This window comes from Alcanivorax hongdengensis A-11-3, from assembly GCF_000300995.1.
In the GTDB taxonomy this organism is placed as follows: Bacteria; Pseudomonadota; Gammaproteobacteria; order Pseudomonadales; family Alcanivoracaceae; genus Alcanivorax; species Alcanivorax hongdengensis.
The window spans coordinates 1-17,768 of sequence record NZ_AMRJ01000027.1; the positions used below are offsets into that span (position 1 = coordinate 1).

At 55.9% G+C, this 17,768-nt stretch carries 21 protein-coding genes; 16 read left to right on the top strand and 5 right to left on the bottom strand.

What is annotated here, in order from left to right; genetic code table 11:
- The 5 genes from A11A3_RS13870 to A11A3_RS13890 all read right to left on the bottom strand — a co-directional run.
- A partial coding sequence (locus tag A11A3_RS13870) for a hypothetical protein (RefSeq protein WP_040297231.1) occupies positions 1–561 on the bottom strand: 561 nt, incomplete at its 3' end.
- A 40-nt stretch (positions 562–601) separates the two neighbouring features.
- Positions 602–1,036 carry an antirestriction protein gene (locus A11A3_RS13875; RefSeq protein ID WP_008929947.1) on the bottom strand — a complete coding sequence of 145 codons (435 nt, stop codon included), beginning with the start codon at positions 1,034–1,036 and terminating at the stop codon, positions 602–604.
- Between the two features lie 86 nt (positions 1,037–1,122).
- Entirely contained in the window at positions 1,123–1,428 is a 306-nt protein-coding gene (locus A11A3_RS17805) for a hypothetical protein (protein WP_008929948.1), read from the bottom strand.
- Positions 1,429–2,556: 1,128 nt separating this feature from the next.
- Positions 2,557–3,687 carry a plasmid replication initiator TrfA gene (trfA, locus tag A11A3_RS13885; protein ID WP_008929949.1) on the bottom strand — a complete coding sequence of 377 codons (1,131 nt, stop codon included), beginning with the start codon at positions 3,685–3,687 and terminating at the stop codon, positions 2,557–2,559.
- A gap of 45 nt (positions 3,688–3,732) precedes the next feature.
- Entirely contained in the window at positions 3,733–4,080 is a 348-nt protein-coding gene (locus A11A3_RS13890) for a single-stranded DNA-binding protein (RefSeq protein WP_008929950.1), read from the bottom strand.
- 98 nt (positions 4,081–4,178) lie between these two features.
- Between A11A3_RS13890 and A11A3_RS13895 the strand changes: the two genes are divergently transcribed.
- From A11A3_RS13895 to A11A3_RS17535, 16 genes are all read left to right on the top strand, one after another.
- The gene (locus tag A11A3_RS13895; protein WP_008929951.1) at positions 4,179–4,562 is read left to right on the top strand and encodes a transcriptional regulator; all 384 of its coding nucleotides are present in this window, start codon (positions 4,179–4,181) and stop codon (positions 4,560–4,562) included.
- 251 nt (positions 4,563–4,813) lie between these two features.
- A complete protein-coding gene (gene trbB, locus A11A3_RS13900; RefSeq protein WP_008929952.1) occupies positions 4,814–5,773 on the top strand; it encodes a P-type conjugative transfer ATPase TrbB in 960 nt (319 codons plus the stop codon).
- Positions 5,774–5,799: 26 nt separating this feature from the next.
- Entirely contained in the window at positions 5,800–6,225 is a 426-nt protein-coding gene (trbC, locus tag A11A3_RS13905) for an IncP-type conjugal transfer pilin TrbC (protein WP_008929953.1), read from the top strand.
- Positions 6,226–6,227: 2 nt separating this feature from the next.
- Positions 6,228–6,539: a conjugal transfer protein TrbD gene (locus A11A3_RS13910; RefSeq protein ID WP_008929954.1), complete on the top strand. Its 312-nt coding sequence runs from the start codon at positions 6,228–6,230 to the stop codon at positions 6,537–6,539.
- Positions 6,536–9,076 carry a VirB4 family type IV secretion/conjugal transfer ATPase gene (locus tag A11A3_RS13915; protein WP_014708249.1) on the top strand — a complete coding sequence of 847 codons (2,541 nt, stop codon included), beginning with the start codon at positions 6,536–6,538 and terminating at the stop codon, positions 9,074–9,076. The genes A11A3_RS13910 and A11A3_RS13915 overlap by 4 nt, the downstream gene beginning before the upstream one ends.
- A complete protein-coding gene (locus A11A3_RS13920) occupies positions 9,076–9,858 on the top strand; it encodes a conjugal transfer protein TrbF (protein WP_008929956.1) in 783 nt (260 codons plus the stop codon). Before A11A3_RS13915 ends, A11A3_RS13920 begins: the two co-directional genes overlap by 1 nt.
- A gap of 17 nt (positions 9,859–9,875) precedes the next feature.
- Positions 9,876–10,781: a P-type conjugative transfer protein TrbG gene (trbG, locus tag A11A3_RS13925; protein WP_008929957.1), complete on the top strand. Its 906-nt coding sequence runs from the start codon at positions 9,876–9,878 to the stop codon at positions 10,779–10,781.
- A gap of 2 nt (positions 10,782–10,783) precedes the next feature.
- On the top strand, positions 10,784–11,257 hold the full coding sequence (locus tag A11A3_RS13930; protein ID WP_008929958.1) for a conjugal transfer lipoprotein TrbH: 474 nt from the start codon (positions 10,784–10,786) through the stop codon (positions 11,255–11,257).
- Positions 11,258–11,260: 3 nt separating this feature from the next.
- Positions 11,261–12,688, top strand: coding sequence for a TrbI/VirB10 family protein (locus A11A3_RS13935; protein ID WP_008929959.1), 1,428 nt, complete (start codon positions 11,261–11,263; stop codon positions 12,686–12,688).
- 27 nt (positions 12,689–12,715) lie between these two features.
- Positions 12,716–13,477: a P-type conjugative transfer protein TrbJ gene (gene trbJ / locus A11A3_RS13940; protein ID WP_008929960.1), complete on the top strand. Its 762-nt coding sequence runs from the start codon at positions 12,716–12,718 to the stop codon at positions 13,475–13,477.
- A 10-nt stretch (positions 13,478–13,487) separates the two neighbouring features.
- Positions 13,488–13,715: an entry exclusion lipoprotein TrbK gene (gene trbK / locus A11A3_RS13945; protein WP_008929961.1), complete on the top strand. Its 228-nt coding sequence runs from the start codon at positions 13,488–13,490 to the stop codon at positions 13,713–13,715.
- 11 nt (positions 13,716–13,726) lie between these two features.
- Complete coding sequence (trbL, locus tag A11A3_RS13950; RefSeq protein ID WP_008929962.1) at positions 13,727–15,445, top strand: P-type conjugative transfer protein TrbL; 1,719 nt, start codon at positions 13,727–13,729, stop codon at positions 15,443–15,445.
- Between the two features lie 19 nt (positions 15,446–15,464).
- A complete protein-coding gene (locus A11A3_RS17530; protein WP_237738869.1) occupies positions 15,465–15,950 on the top strand; it encodes a conjugal transfer protein TraL in 486 nt (161 codons plus the stop codon).
- 10 nt (positions 15,951–15,960) lie between these two features.
- A complete protein-coding gene (locus tag A11A3_RS13955; protein ID WP_008929963.1) occupies positions 15,961–16,593 on the top strand; it encodes a lysozyme family protein in 633 nt (210 codons plus the stop codon).
- On the top strand, positions 16,590–17,318 hold the full coding sequence (locus A11A3_RS13960; RefSeq protein ID WP_083851773.1) for a TraX family protein: 729 nt from the start codon (positions 16,590–16,592) through the stop codon (positions 17,316–17,318). The genes A11A3_RS13955 and A11A3_RS13960 overlap by 4 nt, the downstream gene beginning before the upstream one ends.
- A 13-nt stretch (positions 17,319–17,331) precedes the next feature.
- Complete coding sequence (locus A11A3_RS17535; protein WP_008929965.1) at positions 17,332–17,757, top strand: OmpA family protein; 426 nt, start codon at positions 17,332–17,334, stop codon at positions 17,755–17,757.
- Positions 17,758–17,768: the final 11 nt, after the last annotated feature.

Genomic DNA, 17,768 nt, shown 5'->3' on the forward strand with positions numbered 1-17,768 from the left:
GGCGGGCAAAGGGGAACGGGCAAGCCGGTCCCTGTAGCTCGTTTCAATTTCAGGCCGCTTATCCTTGAGGTAATCGGCCAGTATGTCTTTTGCCGCCTCTTCCACCGTCGAACCAAACCGCAGCCCGTCGAAATGGGACCGATAGCCTGTCTCTGATATAAACCAGGCGTCCAGGTCTACCGCGTGAAACGAAAAGAGCGCGGTTCCCTGGCTGCCAAGGCTGCCAAACTCGACCAGGACGCGCATACCATCGACAACAACAACGAACGCCCCTTTCTGGCCCCACTTAGGAACCATCCCGGCATCGGCCTGACAATGGCTTTCAACCACGTTACCAGGTGAATCAGAATCCGCGCTGCAACCAAAGAAGGTGCCGCCGTTCATCTTCCAAATAACCGCCTCATATCGAGCCATAGCACCGACAGCCCTTTCCTCGTCCTCTTCCAATACAGCACTGTGCAGGGCATCCACGGCCTCGGCAGCCAGCTCCAGCAACGCGCCTTGCTCGTCGGGCATCGAGGCGGCCAGCTTGGCCGCTTGATCGTCTCTCTTATCCATCATCGTCACACGATGACCCCGGCTTGCGCCGGGGCCTCTCCTATCAGTCGATAGCGCCAAGGATCGCAGCGGCTTCCGCGTGATCAAGCGCGTACTCTCTCAGGAAGTGATAACGGTCAATCAGGGCGTCACCCTCGGCGGTTCCCTGGGCTTCGGCGGCCAGGTGCCCAAATGCGAACAACGTGGCTACGATCCCCGCCGCGTCAGCCGACATAGAGCCAGAAAACCAGTTACCGGCAACCTCCAGGTGCATGTCGGCGTCAATGGCCGGGGCCATGTAGTAACCGCCGTTCGACAGCGTGTAAAAGTGCCAGAAAGCGCCTTTGTAGTCCTGGCAAAGTTTGCCCATGTAACCCAGCACCAGGGCTTCGCCGCGCGTCATTCGGGCCTTACCAAACGCAGCAGGGTAAAACGTCATGCGGCGACCTTGCGGAACCAGGGAAGCGGTAACAGGGGTGTAATCGGTTGTATCAGTCATCGGACAATCTCCGGTTATCGACCTGGGCAGTGTGCCCGGCCTTCGGTTTACAAGGGTAGGGCAGGCTTGCGCCCGCCCCTCAAAGATCAATGAAAGTCAGGCTCTGCGCCGCACTCGCCACAACCGGCCTCGTAGGGATCGGCTCCGGCTTCGCCGCATTCGTTGCAAATCCAAGTTGACTCTTCTGGCTCGGTAGCAACGCGGCTGAATCGACCGCTCTTGGAGTCCTCCAACCATTCGCCCTCGCTCTCAAGCTGGAACGTGAAGGTGTGCCCGGCACGGCAGGTGCCTTGCCACGGTGTTTCCGGGGTGTCGGTGTCTTGGGGGACAGCAGCGCCGCAGACAGGGCACAGGGGGCGGGTGAGATCAGGGGTGTAAGTGTAAATCGTCATCGGAAGCTCTCCGGTTGTTGACCTTGGCGACTTGCCCGGCCTTCTGTCTATAATAATAGGGCAAATTGCCCTATCTTGTCAAGGGCAAATTGCCCTCTATCCCTCACTTTCAAAGGGTTTCATTGAAACTTGAGGGGCTGAAAACTGGCTCCGATCTGGCCGCCTCCTTTCCTTGGCGTTCAAACAAACGAACTTCTAAGGTTGCACAATGGCTTAGGGTCGCTTCACACGCTCCAGGATGCGCGGTGTTTGACAATCGGGGAGTCCAGAGGGGCGGTAGCCCCTTTGGGCATAGCGCAGCGTAAGCGCACGTTCTAATGGGGTGAGGACGCGCAGCGGCCGAGGGGCTTGCCCCTGGGGGGGATGGGAGGACGCGCAGCGTCCGGGAGGGATCGAGAAGGGGGGTCTCCCCCCTTCGGGGGCCGGTTTTCGCTTTTCGGCTTTGCGTGCCAAGTGAGCATTTTTCGCCCAATTGGTTATAAGAATTTTGGTATATTTTTTGGTATATAAAGGGTTAAAAGAAGGTTAGGGGGCCTAAAAAATCCTCTCAAGACCTTGTTTTAAATGTATTTTTTGGTTATCCCCCGCCCCTCAAGTGTCAGCAAACCCGCCCCTCATGTGTCTATATTCTGCCCCTCAAGTGTCAGCAAACCCGCCCCTCATATGTCAGTAGGTGCGCCCCTCATATGTCAGCAGTGCATCGGGGTTACTCACAGGGTTATACCTATGAAATGTGGATAACTGTTCGCCAAGGGCTGGCTTTCGCCAGGTTTGGACACCAGGGAAGGGGGGATTTTCACGTTGGCCCCCCAAGTGTCAGCAGTGCGCCTAGGTCGCTGGCCCCTCATATGTCAATCACCGCCCCTCAAGTGTCAACCAACAAAATTTATCCCCACGGCCTACCCACAAGCTCCAGGGTCGAATCACCCTCCCTGTGGCGTTCAACCAGGTACAGCCTGGAAGGCTTCGCCATTAGTAATACGCACGGACCTGTCTCACCGCTGAAAACACTATATGTGGTGTCCGATCGCAGCTGATAAGGCACTAGATATAGTATTCTCTTCGCCCTGGCCCCTCATAGATCAATAAAAAAGGGGCCGCAGCCCCTTTGTCCTCGATGCGTGGCCATCAGCTCCGCCTGCATCCCAGGGAGTCAGCGGAAACCCAAGCATCGGCAACCAGACCGCTCTCTTTCAGCTCTTCACACGCTGCCCCGACCTGCTCCCGCCACTTCTTAGCTCTGGTCGATTCCGAGCCGCACATAAGCCGGAAGGTTTCCAGCTTCAACGGGAACGGCTCCTTGTGTGAAGCAAAGTAGTCGAACATGCGGCGGGCGGTAGGGGACAGCTTGCGGTACTTGTCCCAAATGAAGCGCGAATAGTAGTCACCGGCAAACAGCACAACCATTTCTTCATCAATCATGACCTGGCATCGAGAATTGCGCTTGCCTCGATCCAGGACGCGAAACCGGCTGATTAGTGATAGTGACTCAAGACGACCAATCCGCTTGGATTCAAACTGCATGGCCGATGCCTGCAATCGTGACAAACACTCTTCGGCTTTCTTGTAGTAACGGCCATTAATCGACCACCCCAAGTCCTTGCACAGCTCATAGAACGTGAAGCTGATAGGATCGCCAATAGGCGAACGCTTGGAATACTCCATAACCTGTTGCCATACTAGCTCGTCATCTTCTGCCCGAAGCTCTACGCCCGTATAGGTGATGTTCACATCGTTTCCGATGCTATAAATAGGCTCGCTCTGCAAAGCTGCGCGGGGCACTCGTTTGTTTCGCACAGTGAAAAGAGCCGACCGGGCGTAATCGTTCGGCAATGCCCGCATATGGTCGCCCCAGGGCGCAATATCAAACAATGATAGCTGGGCGTCCCTGATCTCCTGCTTGGTGTGTTTTAGCAGTGCCGCCTGGCGGGCTTCATCCACTTTTGAGGCCAGCGCATCCGTCGCGCCTTTCTTTCGCCCTGGCTTCTTGTCGCTCATGGCTTCCCCCTTGACAGCCGGGGCCGCGTCGTTGGCCTCCGTGGTGTTCTGGTTAGCGTTGGTTGTATCAGGAAGGGCAGGGGCTTCGGGTTCAGGAATGCCCGGCAGGGTGATCGCCTCGCCAATGGGGCGAAGCCCTGCCTTTGCTGACTTGGTTTGATGGTATGCTGTTCTGGACGCAATTTCTTTTGCTTTGTCTGGATCGACACCACCGACAATCAGCTTTTTTATATATTCTTGTTGGTTAAAGTCGTCTGCCATTTACTGCCCTCCTGATAACACCCCGGCTAGGCCGGGGCCGACGCCTTAGCCCTGTGGTTGTCCTTCCGGGGCTTTTGTATCTAGGTAATCAATCTTTTCCGCAATGAAGTCGGTGCCGAACTCGGTTTTGCCATCTTTCTCGAAGCGGGTATTTTCGATGCGCCCCTGGACAAACACCTTGGAACCTTTCCCCAGGTAGCGGGCAGCACTGTCAGCGGTCGCACCAAACGACTTGATGCGGAAAAAGTCCGTCCTTTCTTGCTTGTCAGCACCTTTCCCCCATGTGCGGTTAACAGCAACATCAAATATTGCGCGACTACTGCCGCCTTGGCTGTTATGTAGCTCTGTATCGCGGGTCAGATTTCCGATAAACTGGAACATGTTGTGGCTCATGGTAGAGTCTCCTTTCGTTATGACAAGGGGAGTATAGCTATACTTTTATGCCAAGTCAAAAACTTTAGCGGCTAAAATCGGCCTACAAGAGAGGCAAGGTGTATAACTTCATCTTTTTCACTAACGTGCTGCGCATCCTTGATGAACGGCACATGACCAAGAACGAACTGGCAGAACGCTCCGGCGTGTCCATTTCGTTTTTGTCGGACTTAACAACGGGTAAGGCTAACCCCTCACTGAAAGTGATGGAAGCCATAGCGGCAGCCCTCGAAACGCCGCTTCCCCTTCTCCTGGAGTCAACCGACTTGGATCGGACGGCGCTGGACGCCCTGGCAGGTGGAAAGATGCCGAATAGCTTGCCAGCAGGCTATGAGCGCGTTTGTGCTGTGCTTCCTGAGCATCGGGCCTTCCAGGTAAAGAAGTGGGGCGAAGAAACAAGAAAAAAATTGCGGGACATGGACGCCACACAAAAGGACTATTGACTTTTTTTGTAAGAAATCCCTCCCTGATGCCGTTGGATTTTAGCGGCTAAAAAAGGCTGCCGGGCCTTTTAAAACCGGAATCACCGAAAAGGACCGTTGCGCTAGAGGCGTGATATAGGCTCGCGGGTGTCACCCGTGAGCCTCGTGGACGAAATCATCTAAACTTTTTTGTTCGTTATGTTGCGCGGTCTTTGTTTTCGGTATATCGTATGTACTAGAAACGGATTAACCGAAAATATCGGGGCAACTGAATGCAACAGAAAGACGCAACCGGCTCCATTAAGGACCGGGCCAAAAGAAAGTTAGAGCGGGATATTGGGCCTGAGCTTCTACAGGCTCTGAACGACTCTAAGACGGTTGAGCTTATGCTCAACGCAGACGGGAAAGTTTGGATTGAGCGTCTAGGTGAGGCGATGCAGTGCATCGGGACGCTTAGACCGGCTCAAGCCCAAGCGATTATCGAGACGATTGCCGGTTATCACGGCAAGGAAGTCACCCGAAGCAAGCCCATCCTTGAGGGAGAGTTTCCCCTTGATGGTTCACGTTTCGCAGGCCAGCTACCTCCTGTAGTTCCGGCCCCTACCTTTGCCATTCGTAAGAAAGCCGTTGCGATCTTCACCCTGGATCAGTACGTGGAAAACGGCATTATGACCGCCGCCCAAAAACACGTCCTGGTTGAAGCCGTGGCAGCACACCGAAACATTCTCGTCATCGGCGGCACCGGCTCAGGCAAGACCACACTGGTTAACGCCATTATCAACGAAATGGTGATTACCGATCCCACCGAGCGGGTTTTCATCATTGAGGACACAGGCGAAATCCAGTGCGCCGCTGAAAACCACGTCCAGTACCACACAAGCCTTGACGTCTCCATGACGGCACTGCTGAAAACAACTTTGCGCATGAGGCCCGACCGCATCCTGGTCGGTGAAGTGCGCGGAGCGGAAGCCTTGGACCTTCTCGACGCCTGGAACACCGGGCATGAGGGCGGCGCTGCAACACTGCACGCCAACAACGCTAACGCTGGCCTGGCTCGCTTGCGGTCGCTGATTACTCGTAATCCAGCGGCTCCAGCCGAGATTGAACCGCTAATTGGCGAGGTGGTTCACATCGTTGTTCATATCGCCAGAACCCCGGAAGGCCGCCGCATCCAGGAAATCCTAGAGGTTTCCGGTTACAGCGATGGTCAGTACATCACCAAATCCCTTTAAACGCAGGAAAACTAGGAGTAACACCAATGCAACTCACTCTTCCATCCATCCACCTCAACCGTTCGGCCATATTCTACCTTGGCCTGTTCGCGGCTCTGTTCCTGGTCATGGCTGTTCAACCGGCTATGGCTTCGGAAGGGACGGGCGGCTCACTCCCTTACGAAAGCTGGTTGACCAACCTTCGTAACTCAGTGACCGGCCCCGTGGCGTTCGCCCTGTCCATCATCGGCATTGTCGTCGCAGGCGGCATCCTGATCTTTGGCGGTGAACTTAACGGCTTCTTCCGCACGCTGATTTTCATCGTGTTGGTAATGGCTCTGCTGGTCGGTGCGCAAAACATGATGTCCACCTTCTTCGGTCGTGGTGCGGAAATCGCTGCACTGACTGACGGTGCAGTTAACCAGGTTAGCGGCGCGGCCATGCGCCTCGTTAACGGTATCCAGGCGGTGTAATTATGGCTCTGCGCACGATCCCCATTCGTAGAGCTGGCAACCGAGAAAACTTGTTCATGGGCGGGGATCGTGAGCTTGTGATGTTCTCGGGACTGCTGGCAGGGGCACTGATTTTCAGTGCTCAAGAGGTCAGGGCAACGGTATTTGGTATTGGCCTGTGGTTCGGTGCGCTTTTTGTGTGCCGACTCATGGCTAAGTCAGACCCGAAGCTGCGCCATGTCTATCTGCGGCACCGCCGCTACAAGGCATATTATCCGGCTCGCAGCACGCCCTACAGAGAAAACACAACAAGCCAAGGGAAGCAATACAAATGATGATTCAAGCTATTTCATTTGCCATTGCTGTCTGCGGTGCGGCGCTGTTGCTTATCCTTTTTGCCCGTATCCGTGCGGTCGATGCTGAATTGAAGTTGAAAAAGCATCGCTCCAAGGACGCGGGGCTGGCTGACTTGCTTAATTATGCCGCTGTTGTTGATGACGGTGTGATTGTCTGCAAGAACGGCGCTTTTATGGCGTCGTGGCTGTACAAAGGGGACGACAACGCCAGCAGTACCGACGAACAGCGGGAAATGGTGTCGTTTCGTATAAACCAGGCGCTTGCGGGCCTGGGTAATGGCTGGATGGTTCACGTTGATGCGGTGCGCCGTCCAGCTCCCAACTATTCAGAACGCAATGTTTCGGCTTTTCCCGATCCGGTTTCTGCCGCGATTGACGAGGAACGCCGTCAGCTCTTCGAGGGCTTGGGCGCGATGTATGAGGGGTACTTTGTTCTAACCCTGACATGGTTCCCGCCTCTGCTGGCTCAGCGCAAATTCGTTGAACTCATGTTTGACGATGACGCCGAAGTGGTTGGCAAAAAAGCCCGCACAAAAGGCTTGATCAACCAATTCAAGCGCGAGATTAGCGGCATTGAAAACCGTCTGACTACTGCCGTTAAGCTAACCCGCCTTCGCGGTCAGAAGATCGTGAACGAGGACGGCAGCAGGGTTACGCATGACGATTTTCTTAGCTGGCTGCAATTCTGCGTTACTGGTGTAAGCCATCCGGTTCAACTGCCCAACAACCCGATGTACATGGACGCTTATATTGGCGGTCAAGAAATGTGGGGCGGGGTAGTGCCGAAGGTTGGCCGCAAGTTTATTCAGGTCGTTTCTATCGAGGGTTTCCCCTTGGAGTCTCACCCTGGAATCTTGAGTGCCTTGGCAGAATTGCCAGTTGAGTATCGTTGGTCATCGCGCTTCATCTTCATGGATCAACACGAATCCGTTAAGCACCTGGACAAGTTCCGCAAGAAGTGGAAACAGAAAGTCCGGGGGTTCTTTGACCAGGTATTTAATACCAATAGCGGCAATGTGGATCAGGACGCCCTGACAATGGTTCAGGATGCAGAATCCGCAATTGCCGAAGTAAACAGCGGCTTGGTCGCCGTTGGGTATTACACCAGTGTCGTCGTCCTTATGGATGAAAGCCGGGACCGCCTGGAACAGTCTGCACGTCAGGTAGAGAAGTCAATAAACCGCCTGGGCTTCGCTGCACGAACTGAAACCATCAATACCCTGGATGCGTACCTGGGCAGCTTGCCGGGCCACGGTGTAGAAAACGTGCGCCGCCCGCTGATTAACACGATGAACCTGGCCGATCTGCTGCCGACAAGCACCATCTGGACCGGAACCGCCGAGGCTCCTTGTCCGATGTATCCGCCCCTGTCTCCGGCGCTCATGCACTGTGTTACCAGTGGGTCAACGCCGTTCCGTTTGAACCTGCACGTTCGTGACCTGGGGCATACCTTCATGTTTGGCCCAACGGGTGCCGGTAAATCGACACACTTGGCCCTGATTGCGGCTCAGCTTCGCCGCTACGCTGGCATGTCGATCTTTGCCTTCGACAAAGGCATGTCGATGTATCCGCTAACCAAGGCAGTCGGCGGCCTCCATTTCTCTGTCGGCGCTGACGATGATCGCCTGTCCTTCTGCCCTTTGCAGTACCTGGAAACCAAGAGTGATCGCGCTTGGGCAATGGAGTGGATAGATACCATCCTGGCGTTGAACGGGGTTAACAGCACGCCCGCGCAGCGAAATGAAATCGCACATGCGATTGTGAGTATGCACGAAAGCGGGGCGCGTACCCTGTCTGAGTTCTCTCTGACGATTCAGGATGAAAGCATCCGTGAGGCTATCCGCCAATACACGGTTGACGGCTCTATGGGGCACCTCCTGGACGCTGACGAGGACGGTTTGTCACTGACCGACTTCACCACGTTTGAAATCGAAGAGTTGATGAACTTGGGCGAGAAGTTTGCCCTGCCGGTCCTGCTGTACCTTTTCCGCCGCATCGAGCGAAGCCTTAAAGGCCAGCCTGCCGTCATCATCCTGGATGAAGCCTGGTTGATGCTCGGGCACCCTGCCTTCCGCGAAAAAATCCGGGAGTGGCTCAAGGTGCTGCGTAAGGCGAACTGTCTGGTTCTCATGGCAACACAAAGTCTGTCCGATGCAGCTAACTCCGGCATCCTGGACGTTATTGTGGAGTCCACTGCGACCAAGATTTTCCTGCCGAACGTCTACGCCCGCGACGAGGACACATCTGCCCTGTACCGCAGAATGGGCCTTAATGCCCGTCAAATTGAAATCCTGGCAACGGCTGTTCCAAAACGACAGTACTACTACGTCTCTGAAAACGGTCGCCGCCTCTATGACCTCGCCCTGGGGCCTTTGGCTCTGTCGTTTGTCGGTGCATCCGACAAGGAATCCGTGGCAGCTATCAAGCAACTGGAAGCCAAGTTTGGCGAACAGTGGGTGCATGAATGGCTCGCAGGTCGTGGCCTGAAACTTGATAACTACCTGGAGGCAGCCTAATGAGCTTTTCCGAGAAACTTAAAGGGCTGATGTTCAAGAAGCCCGCTCCTGGTTATGACCAGGAAGAAACTGCCGAGATCGAGGCGCAGGACAAGAAATCGAAACGCCAAGGGGACGATGAAAACCCCTACCTGACTGCTCGCCGCACCTGGAATGAGCACGTTGGTTCGGTGGTGTCATCACGCCAGACCTGGCAAGTAGTGGGCATCCTGTCATTGATGATTGCGCTTGCCGGTGTCGGTGGCGTTATCCATATCGGCAGCCAGTCCAAATTCATCCCTTACGTGGTTGAAGTGGACAAGCTGGGTGCAGCTCAAGCGGCGGGGCCGGTTACTGGTTCTGATTCTGCCGACCCGCGTGTTTTGGGTGCCACTGTGTCGGAGTTCATCGAAAACGCCCGCATGGTGTCGCCTGACGTTGCTCTGCAACGCAAGGCGGTATTTAGCGTTTACGCGCACCTGGCCCCTAACGATCCCGCGACCACAAAGATGAACGAATGGCTGAACGGCAACGCCGATGCCAGCCCGTTCAAACGTGCCACCAAAGAAATGGTGAGCATCGACATTACGTCTGTTCTGCCGCAAACGCCGACCACATGGCAAGTGGACTGGACAGAAACCACACGGGACCGCCAAGGGGTATTGAAGGGCCAACCGGCTCAAATGCGCGCCCTCATTACCGTTTATACCGCAGACACTTCAACGCAGACCACGGAAGCGCAAATGCGTAATAACCCGCTGGGTATTTACGTGCGTGATTACTCCTGGTCACGGCTGCAATGATTACGAGGCAATTAACCATGAAGAAACAATTTTCCGCTGTGATCCTGGGTGCTGCGCTGTTGGTGCCCTCTCTGGCAACGGTCGCGCACGCGAACGGGCTTGAGGACCAGTTCTTTACCAATGACAACCCGACCCTGACCGATCAAGAACGCCAAGCTCTGGCGATTGCACAGCGTTGGCAGGCCGGGGGCGGCAACGGTGGCATTCGTCCTTTCACTGGCCGCAATGGAGCCATCCAGTTTGTATTTGGTGCGCAGTCTCCAAGCGTTGTGTGTGCTGTTCTCCAAGTCTGTGACATTGCGTTGCAGCCGGGCGAGTACGTCAACTCAATCCAGTTGGGTGATACCGCCCGCTGGAACGTAGAACCAGCCATTTCCGGCACCGGGGCAGGGGAAACCCAACACCTGCTTATCAAGCCGATGGACGTGGGCCTGGAGACAAGCCTGGTCGTCGCTACCGACCGGCGCGTTTATCACATTCGCTTGCGTTCTCACCGCACCGAGTACATGTCGCAGGTAGCGTTCACCTACCCGGAAGATGCCCTTGCCAGGTGGGACACGATCCGCAGCCGTGAACGCCAGCACCGCGAGGACAACACCATCCCGGAAACCCGCGAGTACCTGGGCGACCTGTCGTTTGATTACGAGGTGTCTGGCTCTGCGTCATGGAAGCCGGTGCGCGTTTTCAATGACGGTCACAAGACCATCATTCAGATGCCGCGAGCCATGCAGCAAACGGAAGCCCCGACGCTGCTGGTAGTTCGCAAAGATGGCGGCCTGTTCTCCGACCCTGAAACCGTCATGGTCAACTACCGCGTCCAAGGGGATCGCTACATCGTCGATACGATGTTCAACAAAGCAATCCTTATCTCTGGCGTTGGCAGCAACCAGGACAAAATCACAATCACTAAAGGGGACGATTAATCATGCGCAAACTTATCGTCGCAGTTCTGCTTTCGCTGGGCTTGGCCGGGTGTGCAACGCACGCCCCATACGGCAACTTTGTCGAGAATCCGACAGGGCTAAATCAGCATGAAGTCGCAAGCGATTCAGTCGAAAAAATCACCGAGCTGTACCCGCCTGCAAAAACTCGCTTCGAGCTGAAACAGCCTACCCCGGACGCCTTCGGCATGGCTTTGGTTCGCGGCCTCCGTGATCGCGGTTACGCCCTCCTGGAGTTCGACCCGGAAGCAGCCAAGGCGCAGCAACAAGCCTCAACGGCCACGGCGAACCCGACTCCGACCGGATCAGGCTTGCCGCTTCGTTATGTGTTCGACCAGTTCACCGGTACCAACATGTATCGAGTGACCATCATGGTCGGCAATGAGTCGCTGACCCGCCCCTATTCGCAAGAAAACGGCGGCATCGTTCCAGCGGGCTATTGGGTTCGCAAGGAGTAAGAAATGAGCGAAAACAACGATCAAATGTCCCCGGACGCCTCACCTGGTGAGGTGTCCAAAAAATCCGGGGTGCGTCGCGTCAACAATCGCCCGATGTACATTTTGTTTGGTGTCCTCGGCTTGTTTCTCCTGGTCATGATGATGGTTGCTGCCGACCGTGCAGCCCAGCAAAACGCACCAGGTGAGGGGCCGAAGGAGCAGGCAGGCAATACCTCCATGTTTGCCAATGAAATCGCTGGCACGCAGATAGACGGGTTTGTCCCGGCTGCCGAGCCTCCAAGCGTTCCGTCCCTGGACGAACCTGTTGCGCCTGAGCAAGAGGAACCGCAGGAAGAGAACCAGGCCGCAGCCCCTGTAACTGTGGCTCGCCCGGTAAATCCTGACCTGCCCCCGGCTCCGCCTCAGAACACCGGCTCACGATCCCAACTGGACGATGAAGCCCAACGCATTCGCATGGCGAAACTGCAAATGCTGGAAGAGGCCATTAAAGCCAGAACCGGCGTTCAAGCAGTTGCTCCGCGTAGCAGTAGCGACGGCGGTTCATCGCAGCCGGTCGGCAATCGCCCGGAATCGCGCCAGGACATGATTAACGAAATCGCCCGTGTCCGTCAGCAGATTGCGTCTAATCGTTCCGACGATCCAACCGCCGCTTATCAGCAGCGCTTGGCTCAGATTGAAGGGATGCGCAACGGCGGTTCAGTCGGTGGCAGTGGTGGCAGCAATAGCGCCCCGATGTTGCTGCAAACCTCCGCGAACGGCGACGGCAATGGTTATTCGCAGTTTGATAATAACGGCGGTGATCGTTGGCAGCTTGGCGAGCAAGTGCAGGCCCCGCGCAGCCCTTACGAGCTTCGCGCAGGCTTCGTCATTCCGGCCACGCTGATTTCGGGTATCAACTCTGACCTGCCAGGTCAGATTGTGGCTCAGGTATCACAGGACGTATCAGACACGGCAACGGGTAGTCACCTGTTGATTCCACAGGGTTCGCGCCTTGTCGGCTCTTACTCGAATGATGTGGCCTACGGCCAAGAACGGGTATTGATTGCCTGGCAGCGCATCATCTTCCCGGATGGCAAGGCGCTGGATATTGGTTCAATGCCAGGCGCGGACGCTGCCGGTTACTCCGGTTTCCATGACCAGGTTAACAACCATTATCTGCGCATTTTCGGCTCTGCGTTCCTTATGTCTGGTGTCACGGCGGGCGTAACGCTTAGCCAGGACAACGACAACAACGACGACAGCAATAACCAACGTGCCAGCGATGCACTTAGCGAGGCGCTAGGTCAGCAGCTCGGTCAAGTCATGGTCGAGATGATCCGCAAGAACATGAACATTGCGCCGACACTGGAAATTCGCCCCGGTTATCGCTTCAACGTGATTGTCACCAAAGACATGACTTTCTCGAAGCCTTACAGCTCATTTGATTATTAACGCCAAGTACAAAAAGGAGAAAACGCCATGAAGAAGAGATTTTTAGCCGCTAAAGTTGCTCTGGTCGTCGCCATGACGGCCAGCACTTTGCCGCCTGCTCAAGCCGGTATCCCTGTTATCGACGGCACCAACCTGACGCAAAACATCATGTCAGCCCTGGAGTCCGTTGCGCAGACTGCCAAGCAAATCCAGGAATACCAAACACAACTCCAGCAGTATGAAAACCAACTGCAAAACACGATGGCCCCGGCAGCCCATATTTGGGATCAAGCGCAGCGCACCATCAACGATCTGAACCAGGCGACCAACACGCTCGCCTATTACCAAAACCAGCTTGGCAGCCTCGATGCTTACCTGGGCAAGTTCCAGGACGTGGCCTATTACCGTGGCTCACCATGCTTCTCACCTGCGGGATGCAGCGATGCCGAATGGGCCGCAATGGATGAAAACCGCCGCCTAGCGTCCGAGTCTCAGAAAAGGGCCAACGACGCGGTTTTTAGGGGCTTGGAGCAGCAGCAAGACAACCTGGAAGCCGACGCCCGACAGCTTGTCCGCCTGCAATCTGCCGCCCAGGGCGCAGACGGCCAACTGGCCGCCGTTGGCTATGCCAACCAGCTCGCCAGCAACCAGGCCAACCAGCTCTTGCAAATCCGCAGCCTGCTGATTGCCCAGCAAAACGCCGTAGCTACCCGGATGCAAGCTGACGCTGATAAAGAGGCGCAGCAACAGGCTGCCGCCGAACAAGTCCGAAAGGGCGACTTTGTACCTAGTCCAGATCGCTCTTGGTAAGGGGGGACCAATGAAATCAATCAACACTATTCAATTACTCGGGGCCGCCACGATGGCGGTCCTTCTAACCGGGTGTTTTGACGAAAAGATGCCGGAAGTAAACGACATCAATTGTCAGCACGAAAACGTCTTGAAGATCGAGGACAAGGCCATGCAGCAAGAATTTGCTTCTAAGTGCCTGCGTCGTGGCAACCCTCGGGCTGGTGAGTTCAAAGCCAGCCCTGAGAAAGAATGGTGAGGTGCTGAATTATGAAACTGCCAGCCAACCTTAAATCCGCCATGCCGTTAATCGTCTGGCTGGCGTTTTTTGTTGCGGCTCCCGCTCATGCCGCAATCGACAACTCCGGCGTACTGGATGACGTCCTGGCTCGCTATTCGGCAGCAGCGGCCTCCTGGGCCGGTGTTATCACCGACGCTGCAACCTGGTTGTTTTGGACGCTCGTTGTTATTTCGATGGTCTGGACGTTCGGCATGATGGCACTGCGCAAGGCGGATATTGGCGAGTTCTTTGCCGAGTTCGTCCGCTTCACCATTTTTACCGGCTTCTTTTGGTGGCTGTTGATCAACGGCCCCAACTTCGCATCGTCTATTTACGACTCTCTGCGCCAGATCGCCGGTAACGCCACGGGACTAGGTTCCGGTCTATCACCGTCTGGCGTGGTAGACGTTGGCTTTGAAATATTCGACCGGGTACTGGATCAATCCTCGGTTTGGTCGCCGGCTGATTCATTCGCGGGCATTCTCATGGGGGGGATTATTCTCGTCATCCTGGCGTTAATCGGTGTCAACATGCTGTTGTTGCTCGCCGCTGGCTGGGTGCTCGCTTACGGCGGGGTTTTCTTCCTGGGGTTTGGCGGTTCGCGCTGGACCTCTGACATGGCAATCAACTACTACAAAACCGTGCTCGGGGTTGCTGCTCAACTCATGGCAATGGTGCTGTTGATTGGCATCGGTAAGACCTTCCTGGATGACTATTACAACCAAATGAGCGAGGGCATCAGCCTGAAAGAAATGGGCGTAATGCTCATTGTCGCGGTGATCCTTCTCGTTCTCGTGACCAAAGTTCCTCAGATGCTCGCGGGCGTCATTACCGGCGCTAGTGTGGGCGGTGCTGGCATTGGTTCTTTCGGTGCAGGCGCGGCGCTTGGCGCGGCAGGCATGGCAGCAGCAGCGGCAGCCACTGGCGGCGCAGCGATGGCAGCAGGCGCGTCCAACATGGCAGGCGGAGCACAAGCCCTAATGGCCGCATTCAGCAAAGCCAATGAGAACGTGGCAAACGGTAGCGACATTATGTCTGCGTTCACTGGCGGCGGTGGTGACGGCGGTGGCGGCGGTGGCGGTGGCGGTATGCCCGCCGAAGAAAGCACAGGTGATACCCCGTTCGCTCAAGCGGCTGGCTTTGGGGGCGGTGAATCTTCTGGCGGTGCCCAAGCCTCTAGTGGTGGCGAATCATCCAGCGGCGGCGAGTCCTCTAGCTCTAGCAGTAGTGACCAGGGAAGCACGGAAACAGCCAGTGCAGACACTGGATCAGCGGACAGCCAAAGCTCAAGCGAAGGGCAGGGCGATAGCTCTTCTGGTGCTCAGGCAGCAACAGCAGCAGCGGCAACCGGCGGCTTTATGGCCGGAGCCACGAAAGCGGGCAGGGTAGCAGCCGATACCGGCGCGAACTTGGCAAAAGGAACCGGGGCGGTAGCCAAGGCCAAGGCTGGACAAATGAAATCTAAAGCCATGCAGCGCATCGGTGACACAACGGGCGGCAAGATTGCCGCTGCAATCAAGGGCCAGGGGGCAGCCCCAGGGCAAGGAGGTGGTGAAACAGGAAATGCAGGTGATAGCGGCTCGTCAGAATCTGGAGCCTCTGACAGCTCCCCGTCGTTCGATAGCGATAGCTTGAGCGGTGATAGCGGCCAAACAGGCGGTTTTGATGAAGAAATTGCCAGTTTTGTCAATAAAGGCCATTCGGCCTAACTAGATAGGAGTAATTGAAATGAAACTGAAACAGTTTTTCGTTGCCCTTAGCCTGTTTGCAGCCGCATTTGCGCTTACTGCACCGGCTCAAGCGGCCTCTCAAGATGAATGTGCAATTTGGATCTGCCTGCCAGGTGGTTTCCCTTCTGGCTGCGGTGCGGCCAAGTCAGCAATGCGTGACCGCATCAAAGACATGAAATCCCCGCTCCCCAGCTTCTCGTCCTGCGCGGTTAACCCGCCGAATGGTAGTGGCAGTCACATGACTTCCGATCATGGGTTTGCTGCGTTTATTCCTGCTCACCGAGTGTGTAGCCAGTACCGCTACCGCCGCGATGACCGGGAATGTGTCGCCTGGGAAACAGTGCCCGATCGTTACGTGAAGAACACTCGTTGTCGCACTGACCACGAAGGCAACCGCACGCCGCGTGGCTGCACCAGGACGTACCGTTGGGCGGAAGTGTTCGTTGAAGGGCAGCTTGCAGGCCCAACCCACTACTGGAACTAAGGGGGTCGTCATGCTGCCGTTCATTGCTGATATGCCACCCCTGGAACAAGAGCGCGTTGTGTGCTCGATCTCGGCTGCCGTGAAATATGAAGTGCCCGCCAATATTGTGCTGGCCGTAGCCGAGAAAGAAGGCGGTAGGCCGGGCCAGCGGGTGCGTAACTCGAACGGTACGCATGACGTTGGACCTATGCAGTTCAACACTGCATACCTGGGCGACCTGGAGAAATACGGCATTACTGCGGACGATGTGGCAGCCTCTGGTTGCTACTCGTTCGACCTCGCCGCCTGGAGACTGCGCGGGCATATCCTGCACGACTCCGGGGACATTTGGACCAGGGCCGCCAACTACCATTCCCGCACACCGAAATATAACGCGATCTACCGCACCGACTTGATGCAGAAAGCCGTCAAGTGGGCCGACTGGCTTGATGAACATTTTTCGACTGTCAACGTGACCGCCCAAGGTGGTGCCACTCCTGGCGATGGGACTGCTATGCAGCAAGTCATCCAGGAAGCGGCCAGAATCGAGGCTGACAGCTCCATTGAACAGTCTGGACGCCAAGGGCAGGGGAGTTACAGCCCAAGCCAGCAAAGCGGCTATGTGCCGCGCACGATCACGTTTAGTGCGGGGGCAGGGCAATGACCGATAGCGCTGCCTCTCTGAAATCCGTCTGGACCATGCCCCGCCTGGTCGTTGCCGATGGCACTGTGGAAGGCTTGAAGTGGCTGGGCCTGCTGCTCATGACCGGGGATCACGTCAACAAGTACCTTTTCAATGGCACATTGCCCTTTCTGTTTGAGGCTGGCCGCCTGGCAATGCCGATCTTCGTCTTTGTCCTGGCGTACAACCTGGCCCGCCCGGGCCAACTCGAAAGGGGAGTGTACCAACGGACAATGAAGCGACTCGCCGCTTTCGGCGCCTTAGCTTCAATCCCGTTCATTGCCCTGGGCGGTCTATACGCTGGATGGTGGCCGCTCAATATCCTTTTCACGCTCCTGGCCCTGACGGCCACGGCGTACCTGATCGAGCGGGGCAGCATCGTATGGGCCGCCCTGGTGCTCATGAGCGCCGGGGCAATGGTCGAATATTGGTGGCCTGCGCTCCTGTTCGGTTTGGCCGTGTGGTCATACGCCAGAAAGCCGACCTTGGCGGCGGCAGGGGTTGCAGTTATCGCCTGCGCTGCCCTGGGTTTCATCAACGGCAACATGTGGGCACTGGCAGTGCTTCCGGTGTTGCTTGCGGCAACCTGTTTTGATTTGAGAATGCCCCGGCTCCGCTGGGCATTCTACGCCTATTATCCGTTACACCTCGGCGCTCTGTGGCTTATTCGCATTCCAATGAGCCATGCCGGATACCTGTTTTTTTGATTTGGAGTCATTCATGCGTAAGTCACTTTGCACACTTCTAACTATTGGCTGTTTGGCCTTCACTGGCTCGGCGCTGGCCGCTTCTAACGACTACCGCGAACCAGTATCAAGCACTGTCTCAGTTTCCTTTTCTGACAGCAGCTCGACTTTCCGGCCAGGCCCAACTAATGCCGTTCTTCTGGAAGCGGCCAGGGACGCATCACTGGTCACTATCAATGGCCGCACAAGCACTACCCGCCCAAGCAAAAGGGATGAAAGGCTGGCTTTGGCTCGCGCTGTTTCTGCCCGTGATTACCTGGTTGCTCAAGGCGTTTCGCCGCTCAAGATAATGATCAACTACGTATCTGCGGCTGACTTCGTGGCCGACAATGGAACGCCAGAAGGGCGGTATTTAAACCAACGTGTAGATATTCAAATGATCTACGTTCCAATGTACTGAAAATAAGGATT

Excerpts from the sequence above, each read along its gene's own strand:
- A11A3_RS13875 (WP_008929947.1), bottom strand. The coding sequence starts at position 1,036 with ATGACTGATACAACCGATTACACCCCTGTTACCGCTTCCCTGGTTCCG.
- A11A3_RS17805 (WP_008929948.1), bottom strand. The coding sequence starts at position 1,428 with ATGACGATTTACACTTACACCCCTGATCTCACCCGCCCCCTGTGCCCT.
- trfA (WP_008929949.1), bottom strand. The coding sequence starts at position 3,687 with ATGGCAGACGACTTTAACCAACAAGAATATATAAAAAAGCTGATTGTC.
- A11A3_RS13890 (WP_008929950.1), bottom strand. The coding sequence starts at position 4,080 with ATGAGCCACAACATGTTCCAGTTTATCGGAAATCTGACCCGCGATACA.
- trbB (WP_008929952.1), top strand. The coding sequence starts at position 4,814 with ATGCAACAGAAAGACGCAACCGGCTCCATTAAGGACCGGGCCAAAAGA.
- trbC (WP_008929953.1), top strand. The coding sequence starts at position 5,800 with ATGCAACTCACTCTTCCATCCATCCACCTCAACCGTTCGGCCATATTC.
- A11A3_RS13910 (WP_008929954.1), top strand. The coding sequence starts at position 6,228 with ATGGCTCTGCGCACGATCCCCATTCGTAGAGCTGGCAACCGAGAAAAC.
- A11A3_RS13915 (WP_014708249.1), top strand. The coding sequence starts at position 6,536 with ATGATGATTCAAGCTATTTCATTTGCCATTGCTGTCTGCGGTGCGGCG.
- A11A3_RS13920 (WP_008929956.1), top strand. The coding sequence starts at position 9,076 with ATGAGCTTTTCCGAGAAACTTAAAGGGCTGATGTTCAAGAAGCCCGCT.
- trbG (WP_008929957.1), top strand. The coding sequence starts at position 9,876 with ATGAAGAAACAATTTTCCGCTGTGATCCTGGGTGCTGCGCTGTTGGTG.
- A11A3_RS13930 (WP_008929958.1), top strand. The coding sequence starts at position 10,784 with ATGCGCAAACTTATCGTCGCAGTTCTGCTTTCGCTGGGCTTGGCCGGG.
- A11A3_RS13935 (WP_008929959.1), top strand. The coding sequence starts at position 11,261 with ATGAGCGAAAACAACGATCAAATGTCCCCGGACGCCTCACCTGGTGAG.
- trbJ (WP_008929960.1), top strand. The coding sequence starts at position 12,716 with ATGAAGAAGAGATTTTTAGCCGCTAAAGTTGCTCTGGTCGTCGCCATG.
- trbK (WP_008929961.1), top strand. The coding sequence starts at position 13,488 with ATGAAATCAATCAACACTATTCAATTACTCGGGGCCGCCACGATGGCG.
- trbL (WP_008929962.1), top strand. The coding sequence starts at position 13,727 with ATGAAACTGCCAGCCAACCTTAAATCCGCCATGCCGTTAATCGTCTGG.
- A11A3_RS17530 (WP_237738869.1), top strand. The coding sequence starts at position 15,465 with ATGAAACTGAAACAGTTTTTCGTTGCCCTTAGCCTGTTTGCAGCCGCA.
- A11A3_RS13955 (WP_008929963.1), top strand. The coding sequence starts at position 15,961 with ATGCTGCCGTTCATTGCTGATATGCCACCCCTGGAACAAGAGCGCGTT.
- A11A3_RS13960 (WP_083851773.1), top strand. The coding sequence starts at position 16,590 with ATGACCGATAGCGCTGCCTCTCTGAAATCCGTCTGGACCATGCCCCGC.
- A11A3_RS17535 (WP_008929965.1), top strand. The coding sequence starts at position 17,332 with ATGCGTAAGTCACTTTGCACACTTCTAACTATTGGCTGTTTGGCCTTC.